This is a genomic window from Xanthomonas sp. NCPPB 2933, from assembly GCF_056725225.1.
In genome coordinates, this window is sequence record NZ_CM161518.1 from 2,982,590 (window position 1) to 2,998,293 (window position 15,704).

A 15,704-nucleotide genomic window follows, 5' to 3' on the forward strand; every position below is an offset into this window, starting at 1 on the left:
GTACTGATCAATCTGCTAGTGGGCTGGCTGATCGGCAACTCGATTCTGGAGCCGGTGTCGCGTGCGCTTGCCGCCATCAAGGGCGTGGCGCGTGGCGATCTGAGCGTGCGCACCGCCCAGCACGGCAGCGATGAAATCGGCCAGATGCTCAAGGCCACCGACGAAATGGTGCACACGCTGGAGCGCTTCTCCGCGCAGACCAAGGTGATGATGCACATGCACGCCGGCGAAGACGTCAGCCATCGCATGCCGACCGATTTCCCCGGTGTCTACGGCGAGCTGGCGGGCGGCATCAACACCATGATCTTCGAACACCTGGACGCCATCATCGATGCGATCGGGGTACTCAACGAATACGCGCAGGGCGACCTGTCGCGCGACGCCGCACGCCTGCCCGGCACGCGTGCCGTGCTGCACGAAGCGATGGATGCGGCCAAGGCCAGCCTGCTGGCGATCAACACCGAGATCAAGCGCCTGGCCCAAGCTGCGGCCAATGGCGACTTCAGCCAGCGCGGCGATGCCACACGGTTCAAGCACGATTCGGCACGCATGATCAACGACCTCAACGCGATGATGGAGGTCAGCGACCGCAATCTGGGCAAGCTATCCGAGCTGCTGGCCGCGCTGGCCGAGGGCGACCTCACTGCGCGCATGGACGGCCAGTTCCACGGCGTGTTTGCGCGCATGCGCGATGACGCCAACACCACTGCAACCCAGTTGGCCGGCATCGTCGGACGCATCCAGCAAGCGGCCAGTTCCATCACCGGATCGGCCAGCGAAATCGCCGCCGGCAACAACGACCTGTCGCAGCGCACCGAACAACAAGCGGCCAATCTGGAAGAAACCGCCGCCTCGATGGAGGAACTCACCTCCACCGTCAAGCAGAACGCCGAGAGCGCACGTCAGGCCAATCAACTGGCGATCGGTGCGGCATCGGTGGCATCACAAGGCGGGCACGTGGTCAGCCAGGTGGTGGACACCATGTCCGGTATCCAGACCTCGTCCAAGAAGATCGCCGAAATCATCAGCGTCATCGACGGCATCGCGTTCCAGACCAATATCCTGGCCTTGAACGCGGCAGTGGAAGCGGCGCGTGCCGGCGAACAGGGCCGCGGGTTTGCGGTGGTCGCCAGCGAAGTACGCACGCTGGCGCAACGTTCCGCCGGCGCGGCGAAAGAGATCAAGCACCTGATCGACGATTCGGTCGGCAAGGTGGCGCAGGGCTCGGCACTGGTGGATCAGGCCGGCAAGACCATGGCCGAGATCGTGTCCTCGGTGCAGCGCGTGACCGACATCATGAGCGAGATCTCCGCCGCCTCCCAGGAACAATCGGCCGGTATCGAGCAGGTCAATCTCACCGTCACCCAGATGGACGAGAGCACCCAGCAGAACGCCGCGCTGGTGGAAGAAGCCACCGCCGCCGCCAACGCCATGCAGCAGCAGGCGCAGCAGCTCGACGAAGCGGTGTCCAGCTTCCGGGTGAGCGCAGCGGTTCCTGCACAGCGCAGCCACAGCCGCGTTGGCGCACGCGCAGGAGCCCTGCTCGCCACCGGCTAAGCAACATCCACACCGTCGCCTTCAGCAGTCCCCCCCTTCTTTCGCAGCGACTCCCATGACCGTGTCTTCCACGCAATCTCGCTCCGGCGGCAGTCTGGCGTACCGCCTGATGCTGGGCACCGCAGTGGCTGCCTTGCTGTGTTTCGGTCTGACTGCGGCGATCAGCTACTGGCAAAGCAGTCGCGCGCTGATCGCCTCGGCACAGACCACGATGCAGAACGCGGCGCGCTATCAGGCCGAGCAGATCGGCAACGAGCTGGGGCAGGCGTTCACCACCGGCCAGTCGGTCGCCAGCGCCTTGCTGGCGCAGCGTGCCCATGGTGGGGTGAGCCGCGATGCGGCGGCGGCGATCGTGCACGACCAGTTGCAGAACCATCCCGAATGGGTGGGCATGGGGACGTTGTGGGAACCGCAGGCCTTCGATGGCAAGGACAGCGACTATATCGATGCCAAGGGCCACGACAACACCGGTCGTTTCATGACCTACTGGGCCTATAACGGGCAGTCGCTGATCCGCGAACCGTTGGTCGGTTACGAAAAACCTGGCGACGGCGACTGGAACCTCAAACCCCGTCAGCTGGGCCGGCAGATCGTGGCTGGCCCCTACGATTACCAGATCGGCGGCAAGCCGGTGCTGATGACCACCTTGTCCACGCCCATCATGGATCAGGGCAAGTATGTGGGCGTGGTCTCGGTGGATTTCGCCCTGGCCGCGCTGCAGAAACGCCTGAGTGCGCTACGTCCGATGGACGACGGCTATGTCGAGCTGATCTCGCCTGCCGGGGTGATTCTGGCCTCGCGTGACGCTGCGCGGATCGGCAAGCCGGCCGACGGCGCCGACTATCGCGCGATGCTTGAGGCGACCAGGGCCGGCAAGGACTATCTGGATTTCACGCCGGATGCAGCCGGCACGGTCAGCGCCTATGTGCCGTTGCAGATCGGCCAGGCGCAGGAGCGCTTTGCGCTGGGTGTGGTGGTGCCGTATGCGGCGATCATGCAACAGGCACATCGCCTGTTGTGGACCATTCTGGCGGTCGGCCTGGGCTCGGCGCTGGTGCTCAGCATTGCGCTGTTTGCACTGTTGCGCCGTCAGGTAGTGGGGCCGCTGGATGCCGCCGCAAAGGTGGCAGGTGCCATTGCCGCCGGCAAGCTGGACAACCAGATTGCCGCGCAGCGCCAGGATGAGGTGGGCCGCCTGATGGGCGCCATGCAGCGCATGCAGACCGACCTGCGCCAGCGCATCGAGCGCGAGGCGCAGATCGCCAACGAGAACCTGCGCATCCGCACCGCGCTGGAACATTCGGAGATGGAAGTGCTGCTCGCCGACGAACAGCACAACGCGGTATTCATCACCGAAGCGCTGCATACCTCGTTGAAATGCGGCGAAGCGGCGTTTCATGCCAAGGGCCAGCAGGGCTTCAGCGCCGATGCGGTGGTCGGCAAACCGCTGGACTATGTGTTCGGCACCGACGCCGACGGCAAGGCGCGTTTGCAGCGCCTGCAGCAGTTGCAGTCCACCTCCCTGGAACGCTACACCTTCGGCCCGGTGACGCTGGACCTGACCATGACCCCGCTATACGCGGCTGATGGCCATCGCAGCGGCAGCATGTTGCTGTGGCGCAATGTCAGCGCCGAGGTCAGCACGCAACAAGAAGTCGCTGCAGTGGTGCAGTCCGCCTTGATGGGCGACTTCGGGCAGCGCCTGGCACTGGACGACAAGCACGGCTTCTATCTGGAATTCGGCCGTCAGCTCAACGGTTTGCTGGACACCACCGCGCAGGGACTTGAGCGTATTTCCAGCCTGCTCAGCGCGCTGGCCGAAGGCGACCTCAGCGTGCGCATGGATGGCGACTTCCAGGGCGTGTTTGCGCGTATGCGCGACGATGCCAATGCCACCGTGGCGCAGTTGACCGAGATCGTTTCCGGCATCCAGACCTCTGCCACGCAGATCAATGCGGCCGCCAGTGAAATTGCCGCCGGCAACAACGATCTGTCGCAACGCACCGAACAACAGGCGGCCAATCTGGAAGAGACCGCCGCCTCGATGGAAGAACTCACCTCCACCGTCAAGCAGAATGCGGAAAGTGCGCGTCAGGCCAACCAGTTGGCCATCGGCGCAGCCGATGTCGCCTCGCATGGCGGCGCGGTGGTGGCGCAGGTGGTCACCACCATGTCCGGTATCCAGACCTCGTCCAAGAAGATCGCCGAGATCATCAGCGTCATCGACGGCATCGCCTTCCAGACCAATATCCTGGCCTTGAACGCGGCGGTGGAAGCGGCGCGCGCCGGCGAACAGGGCCGTGGATTTGCGGTGGTGGCCTCCGAGGTACGCACGCTCGCACAGCGTTCGGCCGGCGCCGCAAAAGAAATCAAACAGCTGATCGACGACTCGGTGAGCAAGGTTGCGCAGGGCGCGTCGCTGGTGCATCAGGCCGGCACCACCATGAGTGAAATCGTGGCCAGCGTGCAGCGCGTCACCGACATCATGGGCGAGATTTCGGCCGCCTCGCAGGAGCAATCCAGCGGGATCGAGCAGGTCAACCTTACCGTCACCCAGATGGACGAAGCCACCCAGCAGAATGCGGCGCTGGTGGAAGAAGCCACCGCTGCCGCGCGTGCAATGGAAGAACAGGCCGGCCAGCTGACCGACGCGGTGGCGGTGTTCAAGCTCACGCAGGCAGCCAGGCCCAAGCCGGTTGCACCCACCGCCAAATCGATCGGCACGTCGAGCGCCAAATCGAGCGTCAAACCGGCCGTCAGCACCGCGCCATCGCCCAAGCGTGCGCCAACAACCCGCAAGCACATGGCAGCGCCGCAGCCTCACGCGGCAGGCAAGACGTCCAGCAACGCTGGCAACGACAGTCAGTGGCACGAATTCTGAGACAGGCGTTGGCTGCATACGCACACGCGTGTGCGTAGCGGCATCCGGTTGCACTCGTCAACCGGATGCAAGCCGCAGCATTGATTGATCCAGGCAGCGCACACGCTGCACAGCCGGCACGTGGCAGACGCCCTCCCCGACTGCAGCTCCGTCCATCGGCCACGCATCAAGATTCATCCGCCGTTGCCGCTAGCGAGGAAGACATCGACTGCCTGCGCCCCACCGCAACAGCCGCTCTAGCACCGCATGCGCGCTGTTGTCAGACAGTGCAAGCAGACGTATGCGTTCCGGATGTTCGCGCGTTTCAGGGGTCGCCATGAAGCCACGTATTCTTGCCAGCTGCCTCATCCTGTTCGGCGTCGTCGGCCATGCCCGCGCCGAAGATCCGATCGCCACCGACCGCCCCGATTTCGTCGAGTCCAGCCTGACCGTCGGCGACCGCCGGCTGCAGGTGGAAACCAGCGTCGCGTGGGAACGCGATGACGCGGTCGATGGCTACGCCACGCCCACCTTGTTCCGCTACGGCCTGGGTCAGACCTGGGAATTGCGGCTGGAAACCGATGGCTGGCAGCGCATCGACGCACCCGGCGAAGACACGCTCAGCGGCATGTCCGATGTCGCGCTCGGCATCAAACACCACCTGGTCAGTTCCGACAGCGGCAAGACCTCGCTGGCCTGGCTGCTGCATGTGGATCTGCCCAGCGGCGCACGTGCGCTGCGCGGGCATGGCGCACGACCATCGTTCCGGCTGGTGGCCGAGTGGGATCTCAGCGACAGCATCTCGGCCGGCATGATGCCCGGCGTGATCCGGGACGACGATGGGCAAGGCCATGGCTACACCGCCGGCATCTTCGGCGCGGTGCTCGGCAAGGCCTGGAATGACCGCGTGCGCTCCTTCGTCGAAGTGGCATTGCCGCAAATCGCCAGCAGCGAGAACGGCGGCACCGTCGCACTGCTCGATGTCGGCTCGGCCTGGCTGCTGAGCAACGATGTGCAATTGGACGCGGTGTACAGCCGCGGGCTCAACCAGCGCTCACCGGATCACGCACTCGGCGTGGGTCTGTCTTTCCGCTTCTGAAACAGGCCGCACAATGAAAATCATGCACATGTTGGGCATTCTGGTACTGGTGGCTGCGCTGGCGCTGCTCGCCCTGGGCGGCGTCGGCTACAACGGCCAACGCGGCTTGCTTGCGGCGATCGCCGCGCAGGTGATCTCTTCCGATGCACTGCGCAACCACATGCAGGCGGACATGATGCATGACGCCTTGCGCGGCGATGTCACTGCCGCCCTGCTTGCCGCATCCAGGCAGGACGATGCCGCCATTGCCGCCGCACGCACCTCGCTGGGCGAACACGCCGCAGAATTTCGCCAGTCGCTGGAGGCCAACCGCACGTTGCCGCTCGACCCGGCATTGCGCAGCGAGCTGGAAGCGGTGACACCGACCTTGCAGGCCTACATCGCCGCGGCCGATCAGGTGATGACACTGGCCGAAACGCATGCCGACAGCGACGCGGCCTACGCCGATTTCAACGACAAATTCGGCCAGCTCGAAACCCGCATGGGCGCGATCAGTGAGCGCATCCTGGCCTTGAACGCGGCCAACCGCAGCCAGGCCGAGCACTACAGCCTGCGGGTGATGTGGCAACAAGGCGGCGCGGTGGTGCTCGCGTTCGTGTGTCTGGCGCTGGCGGCTGGCTGGATTCTGCGCTCGGTGTTCGGCCTGCTCGGCGGCGAGCCGCAGCTGGCCATGGCTGCCGCACAACATATCGCCGAGGGCCGTCTGGATCAGCCGATTCCGGTCGCCGCCAAACACGCACGCAGTCTGATGGCGGCATTGGCACGCATGCAGCGCGATCTGCGCGAACGATTGGAGCGCGAGCGCAGCATCGCCGCCGAAAACCTGCGCATCCGCACCGCGCTCGACAACGCCTCCACCGGCATGTACATCGCCGATCCGGATCTGACCATCATCTACACCAACAACGCGCTGAAGACCTTGCTGCACACCTACGCCGACGACATCCACGCCTGCGCGCCCGCCTTCGACCGCGCTGCACCATTGATCGGCCAACCGGTGTCGCAGCTGGAAGTGGGCAACGCGCAGGACGCGGAAATCTATCAACGCCTGGACCGCCAGGGCTCGGCGCAGCGCGAAGTGCAGTATCGCGCCGCCTGCATCGTGCAGGATGTCTCGGCGATCCGCGACGCGGCCGGCGCACACCTGGGGTTTGTCTGCGAATGGCGCGACCGCAGCGCCGAAGCACAGGTCGAAATCGCCGTTGCCGACGTGGTACGCAGCGCGGCCGCCGGCGACCTGTCCAAGCGCATCGACAGTGCCGGCAAGCAGGGCTTCTTCCTGCAGTTGGCGCAACAGCTCAATGCCTTGCTCGATGCCAATGCAGGCAGCATCGCCGAGGTCTCGCGCCTGCTCAGCGCGCTGGCCGAGGGCGATTTGAGTGCACGCATGCACGGCGATTTCCAGGGCGTGTTCGCCAGCATGCGCGACGATGCCAACAGCACCGCCGAGCAACTGGCGCAGGTGATCGGACACATCCAGCAGGCCGCCGGCAGCATCCATACGGCATCCAGCGAAATTGCCGCCGGCAACAACGACCTGTCGCAGCGCACCGAGCAGCAAGCGGCCAATCTGGAAGAGACCGCCGCCTCGATGGAAGAGCTCACCTCCACCGTCAAGCAGAATGCCGAAAGCGCGCGCCAGGCCAATCAGCTGGCCATCGGCGCAGCCGGTGTCGCCTCGCAAGGTGGTGCGGTGGTGGCGAACGTGGTGACCACCATGTCCGCAATCGCGGTGTCATCCAAGAAGATCGCCGAGATCATCAGCGTCATCGACGGTATCGCCTTCCAGACCAATATCCTGGCCTTGAATGCCGCAGTGGAAGCGGCGCGCGCCGGCGAACAGGGCCGCGGATTCGCGGTCGTCGCCAGCGAAGTGCGCACGCTCGCGCAGCGTTCGGCCGGCGCGGCAAAAGAAATCAAACACCTCATCGACGACTCGGTCGGCAAGGTGACCGAAGGCTCGCTGCTGGTGCACCAGGCCGGCACCACCATGTCCGATATCGTGGCCAGCGTGCAGCGCGTGACCGACATCATGGGCGAGATTGCAGCGGCTTCGCAGGAACAGTCGTCCGGCATCGAACAGGTCAACCGCACCATCACCCAGATGGACGAAGCCACCCAGCAGAATGCCGCGCTGGTGGAAGAGGCCACCGCCGCCGCACGCACGATGGAAGAGCAGGCCGGGCAACTGGCGCTGACAGTGGCGCGCTTCACGCTGGAGACGACGCCCGGCATTGCCGTTGTCGCGCCCACGAAAAAATCGGCCAGCGCCGCAGCCAAGCGTGCAACCGCTACCGCGACGCGTGCACCGGCCTCGCCACGTCGATCGAACAGTACGCCTGCGGCAACTGCCGGCAACGACAGTCAGTGGCAGGACTTCTGAACCCTGTATCGGTCGCGTGCGCAGCGCGGTTCGCGCGACCGTAACGCATGCCCTGCCCTATCGAAACGGCGTATTGCAGCAGCCTGGACTATGGAAACAGCGCGTGCCGCATGACCGATTCTTCTTCATGAATAAAGAATCTTCCGGCCGGGCCGCTAGCGTGCTGGACAACGTCTCTGCGTAACTCCGAGGTAAATAATGAACAAGTTCAACGACTGGCCGATCCGCCGCAAACTGATGTTTGCCTTCTGCCTGAGCGCCGTGCTGACTGCCCTGCTGGGTGGACTCGGCTTTTCACGCATGAAGCAGATGCAGCAGGAAACCGACCTGATCAATCAGGACGTGGTGCCGGTGCTGAGCCGCCTGTCCGAGTTGCGTGGTTTCGCTGGCGAATTCCGCGTCTATGAAGTGGGCCAGTTCGTCAATCTCGACGATCCGGAACGCTATGCGATGTTCTTCAAGCGCATGGACGAGATCCAGGCCAAATATATCGAAACGCAAAAAGTCCTGGATACCAAGATCGGCGCCACCTCGCCGTTGAAGGCCGAGTACGCCAAGCTGACCGATGCCAGCAAGCGCTACTTCGCGGCCAACCAGCAGCTGCGCAAGCTCTACACAGATCCAGACCGCGCCGCGGCGATGGAGTTTTCGCGCAAGCAGTCCGGCGAGATCCGCAAGGAACTGTTCGCCTCGGTCGACAAGCTCTATGCGCAGCAGTCCAAGGCACTGAGCGATATGGTCGCCGCCAGCGCATCCTCGTTCAAACTCACCAGCGCGGTGCTGCTGCTCGGCACGCTGCTGATGGCGGCGCTGTCGGTCACCTTCGGCTGGTTGATCGCACGCAGCATCACCACCCCGCTGTCCAAGGCGCTGGGCGCGATCAAGGCGGTCTCGCGTGGCGATCTGAGCGTGCAGGTCAGCAAGACCAGCAACGACGAAATCGGCCAGATGCTGGAGGCCACCGGTGGCATGACGCAAATGCTGCGCCGCTTCACCGACGAGACCGCGCGCATGTCGCACCTGCATGCGGCCGAAGACATCACCCACCGCATGCCGGAAGATTTCCCCGGCGTGTACGGCAACCTGGCCGGCGGCATCAACACGATGATCTTCGAGCATCTGGATGCCATCACCGATTCGGTGCGCATCCTCAATCAATACGCGCAAGGCGACCTGACCCAGGACGCACGTCGTCTGCCGGCCAGCCGCGCGATCCTACATGAAGCGATGGATGCGGCCAAGGCCAGCCTGTTGTCGATCAACACCGAGATCAAGCAGCTGGCACAGGCTGCCGCCGCCGGCGATTTCAGCGCACGTGGTGACGCAGCACGCTTCAAGTACGACTTCGCGGTGATGGTGTCGGATCTGAACTCGATGATGGAAGTCAGCGACCGCAATCTGGGCAAGCTCTCGCAGTTGCTCGGTGCGGTGGCCGAGGGCGATCTCACCGCGCGCATGGATGGCGAGTTCCACGGCGTGTTCGCGCGTCTGCGCGACGATGCCAATGCCACCACCCAGCGCCTGACCGACATCGTCGGCCGCATCAAGCACTCCACCCTGGCCATCAACACTGCCGCAGGCGAAATCGCCGCCGGCAACAACGACCTGTCGCAGCGCACCGAACAACAGGCGGCCAATCTGGAAGAGACCGCCGCCTCGATGGAAGAACTTACCTCCACCGTCAAACAGAACGCCGAGCACGCCCGTCAGGCCAATCAGCTGGCGATCGGCGCGGCAGGCGTGGCCTCGCATGGCGGCAGCGTCGTCGGCCAGGTGGTCACCACCATGTCCGGCATCGAGACCTCGTCCAAGAAGATCGCCGAGATCATCAGCGTCATCGATGGCATCGCCTTCCAGACCAACATCCTCGCGTTGAACGCGGCGGTGGAAGCCGCACGTGCCGGTGAGCAGGGCCGTGGATTTGCGGTGGTCGCCTCGGAAGTACGCACGCTTGCACAGCGTTCGGCCGGCGCAGCCAAAGAGATCAAGAGCCTGATCGACGACTCGGTGAGCAAGGTCGCCGAAGGCTCGGCGCTGGTCAATCAGGCCGGCAGCACCATGGCTGAAATCGTCTCTTCGGTGCAGCGCGTCACCGACATCATGAGCGAGATTTCCGCCGCCTCGCAGGAGCAGTCGGCCGGCATCGAGCAGGTCAACCAGACCGTGACCCACATGGATGAGGCCACCCAGCAGAACGCCGCGCTGGTGGAAGAAGCCACCGCCGCCGCACGCTCGATGGAAGAGCAGGCCCAGCAGCTCACCGAGGCAGTCGCGCTGTTCCGGCTGTCGGCCGAGCTGGAAGCAGTGACACGCGCCACTCCGGTGGTGCGCCACATCACCGCCAAGCGCCCAGCCGCCAGCACTGCGCCTGCTACCAAGACGCCCGCTGCCAGGTCATCGGTGTCCAAGCTGGCTGCTTCCAAGCCGGCTACCGCACGGTCGACCGCACGCACTGCTGCTGCGGCGGCGCCGTCCAACGAGTCGGATTGGGCGGAGTTCTAAACGCGCAGATCGTCCACATAAAAGTCGCTGCAGTCCAAGCCGCGCTCTTTCGGGAGCGCGGCTTTTTTATTGTCTCAACGTTTCGGAAGCAGTCTCATCAATGCGATACAGATAAAACGCATATCGATAATAATATTTTACTTATGTATTTATTAGCTGGCGGTCGAGTTCGACGTAATCGACAATTGGAAAACTTTAATCCTGACCGCATAACGATTTAGTTGACGACGCCATTTTCACAAGCATGACTTGACTTATATATTTACGCTATTGAGGTATTAAGTAATTGGCATGGCGAGCCGTTACTGCGCATAGCGACGCGGCATACAGCAAGTGGTCGGCGCTACTCGGTCGCTCCCTTTCATCGCATAACGCCATCCAGGATCTGTCATGACCGCACTTCTCCAACGTTACGACGTGGGCCCTCGATTGGCGGCGGCTTTTGCTGTGCTGATCGTGCTGTCAGGCATTATCGCCTTCATCGGCTATCGTGGGCTGACCTCTGCACGCGCACTCGTGGACCATCTGGTGCACCAGAACATGGAGAAGATCCGGCTGTCCAACGACATGATGAATGCCAATTACATCATTTCGATGCAGATCCGCAATATCGTGCTGCCGACCTCCAACGAAGACAATCTCCGATTCATCGAGATCATCAAGGGTGCGCGCGCCGATTACCTCAAGGCACGCGAAACCTTGTATGCAATTCCGCCCTCCGAAGAAGGCAAGGCCATCCGGGCGGAAATCGATCGTCGCCGTGAGATCGCCAAGGGATTTAACGACAAGGTCATCGATCTGGTCATGACCAATCACAGCGACGAGGCACTGCCCCTGCTGCTGACCAAGGCCGCACCGGCAATGCAGCAATGGCAGGACAAGATTGGCGAAAACATCGACCTGCAGGACAAGCTGGCCGGCGAGGCGTCCGCCAGCGCGCTGCAATCCATGGACGACTCACGCAAGCTGCTGATCGGCGGTTCGCTGCTGGTGGTGCTGCTGAGCGGTACGCTGGGCCTGCTGATCACCCGCAGCCTCACCCAGCCGTTGAGCCGCGCCACCCGCGCCGCAGAAGCGATTGCCGGCGGCAATTTGGACAACGACGTCAACACGCAGGCCAATGACGAAGCCGGCCGGCTGCTCAAGGCCATGAGCAAGATGCAGCTGCAACTGCGCAACCTGCTCAGCGCGCAGACCGACATGGCCAAGCGTCACGACGACGGCCAGATCAGCTTCCGCATCGATGCGGCAGCCTTCCCCGGCGAGTACGGCCGCATGGCGCACGACACCAACACCCTGGTGGGCTCGCACATCGCGGTGAAGATGCGTCTGGCGCAGATCATGGGCCGCTACGCGATTGGTGATCTGTCCGAGGACATGGAAAAGCTGCCCGGCGAAAAGGCCGTGCTCAGCGACACCATGGCGCAGGTCAAGGTCAATCTCGGTGCGATGAACACCGAGATCAAGCACCTGGCCCAATCGGCCGCCAATGGCGACTTCAGCGCCCGCGGCGACGCCGAGCGCTTCCAGTACGACTTCCGTGTGATGGTGGAAAGCCTCAATCACCTGATGTCCACCGCCGATGGCAACCTGCAAGCGTTGTCCGGCCTGTTGCAGTCGATCGCTGCCGGCGACCTCACCGCACGCATGAGCGGCGACTTCCGCGGCGTGTTTGCGCAGATGCGTGACGATGCCAATGCCACGGCCACGCAGCTGGCCGAGATCGTGAGCGGCATCAAGGAGTCGGCGATTTCGATCAAGGGCGCCGCCAGCGAGATCGCCGCCGGCAACCAGGATCTGTCGCAGCGCACCGAACAACAGGCCGCCAACCTGGAAGAAACCGCCGCCTCGATGGAAGAGCTCACCTCCACCGTCAAGCAGAATGCCGAAGGCGCGCGCCAGGCCAACCAGCTCGCCATCGGCGCGGCCAGCGTGGCCTCGCAAGGCGGCGAGGTGGTCGGCAAGGTGGTGCAGACCATGAGCGGCATCGAAGCCTCGTCCAAGAAGATCGCCGACATCATCTCCGTCATCGACGGCATCGCCTTCCAGACCAATATCCTGGCGTTGAACGCGGCGGTGGAAGCGGCACGTGCCGGCGAACAGGGCCGCGGGTTTGCGGTGGTGGCCTCGGAAGTCCGCACCCTGGCCCAGCGTTCGTCTGCGGCGGCCAAGGAGATCAAGGGCCTAATCGACGATTCGGTCGAGCGTGTCGCCGAAGGCTCGGCACTGGTGCACACCGCCGGCAAGACCATGGGCGAAGTGGTGGCCAGCGTGCAGCGCGTCACCGACATCATGGGCGAGATTTCCGCCGCCTCGCAGGAACAGTCGGCCGGGATCGAACAGGTCAACCAGACCATCACCCAGATGGACGAAACCACCCAGCAGAACGCCGCGCTGGTGGAAGAAGCCACTGCCGCCGCACGTGCGCTGGAAGACCAGGCCACCCAGCTCACCGACGCAGTGGCGGTGTTCAAGACCGATGTCGCCTATGCCCAGGCACCGGTACGCGCTGCGGTGCTGCGCCCGGCAGTGACCACGGCCGTCAAGGCCAAGGTCGCCGCAGCCGGTCGCAGCGCCGCGTCCAAGCCGCGTGCCGTGGTCACCGCACCCAGCAACGACAGCAGCTGGCAGGAGTTTTGACTGAATGGAGCCGGCCGGCCATCGTGCCGGCCGGCTCAAGGCATAGCAGCTATTGGCCGATAGGTTGCGTACGCCTTCGAGAAGCATCAATGACCACTTCGCCCGCGCTGTCGACTCAGACTGCCCACCCTTCCCCGCGCCGCTGGAGCAGCCGCTGGGACGATCTGGCAATCGCAAGAAAGCTCGGCGCGATCGGTGTGCTTGCCTTGGCAGGCATGGTCATCCCGGTGCTGCTCTATCGCGGCAAGCTCAACGAAAGTGTGGCCATCAGCAGCAACGAACTGCGCAGCTATGCCCCGCTCGGGCAGATGCTGGGTTTGATCACCGACCTGCACGCCGCACATGTGGACAGCGGCAGCGCCGCCAGTAACGCCGCGCAACGCGCCAATCGCGATCTGCAACAGCTGCTCGCCACCACCGCGCGCATGCCCGGTTTCGAACGCAGCCAGAAAGAATTGCTTGCCTTGCAAAAACGCCATATCGCCGGCGTTGCCGCGGAGGGTTATGCCGCAGTGAGCGAGCAGGCGTTTGCCGCACTCGACGCACTGCGCGACGACAGCCAACTGGTCTACACCCCGTATATCGAGAGCTACCACCTGGTGGTCTCCACGCTGATCTACAGCCCCGATGCCACCGAGTCGCTGACCCGGCTGGACGCGGCCAACGACCCCTCGCAGGCAGCGGACAGCCGCGCCATGCTGCGCGAACAACTGGGCCAGCTCGCACGCAACCACCTGCGCTTTCGCCATGAGCTGGACAAGGCGATGGGCTTGCTGGAACACCCCGACCCCGCCCTCGCCACAGCGGCAACAACCGAAGCGGCGCGTGCAGACGCGGCACTGGCTGCACTGCGCAGCGCGCTGGAAGGCAGCGATGCACAGGCCGATACGCGCTGGAATGCCGCGCTCGACGATATCGGCCAGGCCATGCAGGACTTGAGTGGCGTGTCGTTGCAGGCTCTGCAGCGTCAGTCCGAGCGTCACCTGGTCGAAGCCCGCACTGCGATGTGGCAAGCGATCGCCGGCCTGTCGGTGCTGGCCGTGCTGATTGCAGCGCTGGGCTGGTACACCTTGTCCAAGCTCACCCGCAATGTGCGCCGCGCCGCCGCGGTGGCCGCCAACATCGCGCAAGGCCGGCTGGACGAGGGCATCGTCGCGCCCAGCCGCGACGAAACCGGGCAGTTGCTCGACAACATGCGTCAGATGCAGGAACAGCTGCAGGCCGTGCTGGCCGCACAGAGCGAGATGGCGCAGCGCCACGACGCCGGCCAGATCGGCTATCGCATGCAGTCTGAAACCTTCCCCGGTGCCTACGCCACCATGGTGCGCGAGACCAACACGTTGGTCGGCTCGCACATCGCGGTGATGATGCAGTTGGCGCAGATCATGTCGCGCTACGCCATCGGCGATCTGAGCCAGGACATGGATCGCCTGCCCGGCGAAAAGGCCGTGCTCAGCGACACCATGGACACGGTCAAGGGCAATCTGGCGGCGATGAACAGCGAGATCAAGTTGCTTGCGCAGGCCGCCGCCAACGGCGATTTCAGCGTGCGTGGCGATGCGCAGCGCTTTCAATACGACTTCCGCGCGATGGTGGACAGCCTCAATCAACTGATGGCCACCGCCGACGCCAATCTGACCTCGCTCTCCAGCGTGCTGCAGGCGATCGCCGCCGGCGATCTCACCACCCGCATGCATGGCGACTTCCACGGCGTGTTCGCACGCATGCGCGACGATGCCAATGCCACCGTGATGCAGTTGGCCGACATCGTCGGGCGCATCCAGCACTCCACCGATGCGATCAACGATGCCGCCAGCGAAATCGCCTCCGGCAACCAGGATCTGTCGCAGCGTACCGAGCAACAAGCGGCCAATCTGGAAGAAACCGCCGCCTCGATGGAAGAACTCACCTCCACCGTGCGCAACAACGCCGAGCATGCACGCCGCGCCAATCAACTGGTGGTTGGCGCAGCAACGGTGGCCTCGCAAGGTGGCGAGGTGGTCGGGCAAGTGGTCGGCACCATGGCCGGCATCCAGGCCGCCTCCAAGAAGATCGCCGACATCATCGGTGTCATCGACGGTATCGCGTTCCAGACCAATATCCTGGCCTTGAATGCAGCGGTGGAAGCAGCGCGTGCCGGCGAACAGGGGCGCGGCTTTGCGGTGGTCGCCTCCGAGGTGCGCACGCTCGCACAGCGTTCGGCCGGCGCGGCGAAAGAGATCAAGCAGCTGATCGACGATTCGGTGAGCAGGGTCGAACACGGCAACCAGCTGGTCGGCCAGGCCGGCCGCACGATGCAGGACATCGTCAACTCGGTACAAAGCGTCACCGAGATCATGCACGAGATCAGCGAAGCCTCGCAGCAGCAGTCGCAAGGCATCGAGCAGGTGGGCCAGACCATCGCACAGATGGACCAGGCCACCCAGCAGAATGCCGCGCTGGTGGAAGAAGCCACCGCCGCCGCGCGTTCGATGGAAGAACAGGCGCAGCAGTTGCGCGATGCTGTCTCGGTGTTTCAGTTGCAGGCAGCCGTCACACCCGCCCGGCTTGGTCGCGCCGCGTGACGGCGTGACGGCGTGACGGCGTGAGTCCATTGCACGCGACCTTGCATCCATCGGTCTGATGCCGCATGCCAGTACGCCGAAACAACTAGCGTGCATCCA

Annotated in this window: 6 protein-coding genes and 1 pseudogene; all 7 read left to right on the forward strand. The window is 64.0% G+C overall.

The features are described 5' to 3' along the window. Positions 1-84 precede the first annotated feature (84 nt). Positions 85-1,557 (forward strand): annotated as a pseudogene (locus tag AC1PLU_RS12160) (methyl-accepting chemotaxis protein); the annotation flags it as partial. 55 nt (positions 1,558-1,612) lie between these two features. Next, positions 1,613-4,438, forward strand: coding sequence for a methyl-accepting chemotaxis protein (locus tag AC1PLU_RS12165; RefSeq protein WP_481106346.1), 2,826 nt, complete (start codon positions 1,613-1,615; stop codon positions 4,436-4,438). Positions 4,439-4,754: 316 nt separating this feature from the next. Continuing rightward, on the forward strand, positions 4,755-5,516 hold the full coding sequence (locus tag AC1PLU_RS12170; protein ID WP_481106347.1) for a transporter: 762 nt from the start codon (positions 4,755-4,757) through the stop codon (positions 5,514-5,516). A gap of 13 nt (positions 5,517-5,529) precedes the next feature. After that, positions 5,530-7,899 carry a methyl-accepting chemotaxis protein gene (locus tag AC1PLU_RS12175; protein ID WP_481106348.1) on the forward strand — a complete coding sequence of 790 codons (2,370 nt, stop codon included), beginning with the start codon at positions 5,530-5,532 and terminating at the stop codon, positions 7,897-7,899. A gap of 198 nt (positions 7,900-8,097) precedes the next feature. After that, on the forward strand, positions 8,098-10,401 hold the full coding sequence (locus AC1PLU_RS12180) for a methyl-accepting chemotaxis protein (RefSeq protein ID WP_481106349.1): 2,304 nt from the start codon (positions 8,098-8,100) through the stop codon (positions 10,399-10,401). Between the two features lie 390 nt (positions 10,402-10,791). Next, a complete protein-coding gene (locus AC1PLU_RS12185; protein WP_481106350.1) occupies positions 10,792-13,041 on the forward strand; it encodes a methyl-accepting chemotaxis protein in 2,250 nt (749 codons plus the stop codon). Between the two features lie 89 nt (positions 13,042-13,130). Further along, complete coding sequence (locus AC1PLU_RS12190; protein WP_481106351.1) at positions 13,131-15,605, forward strand: methyl-accepting chemotaxis protein; 2,475 nt, start codon at positions 13,131-13,133, stop codon at positions 15,603-15,605. Positions 15,606-15,704: the final 99 nt, after the last annotated feature.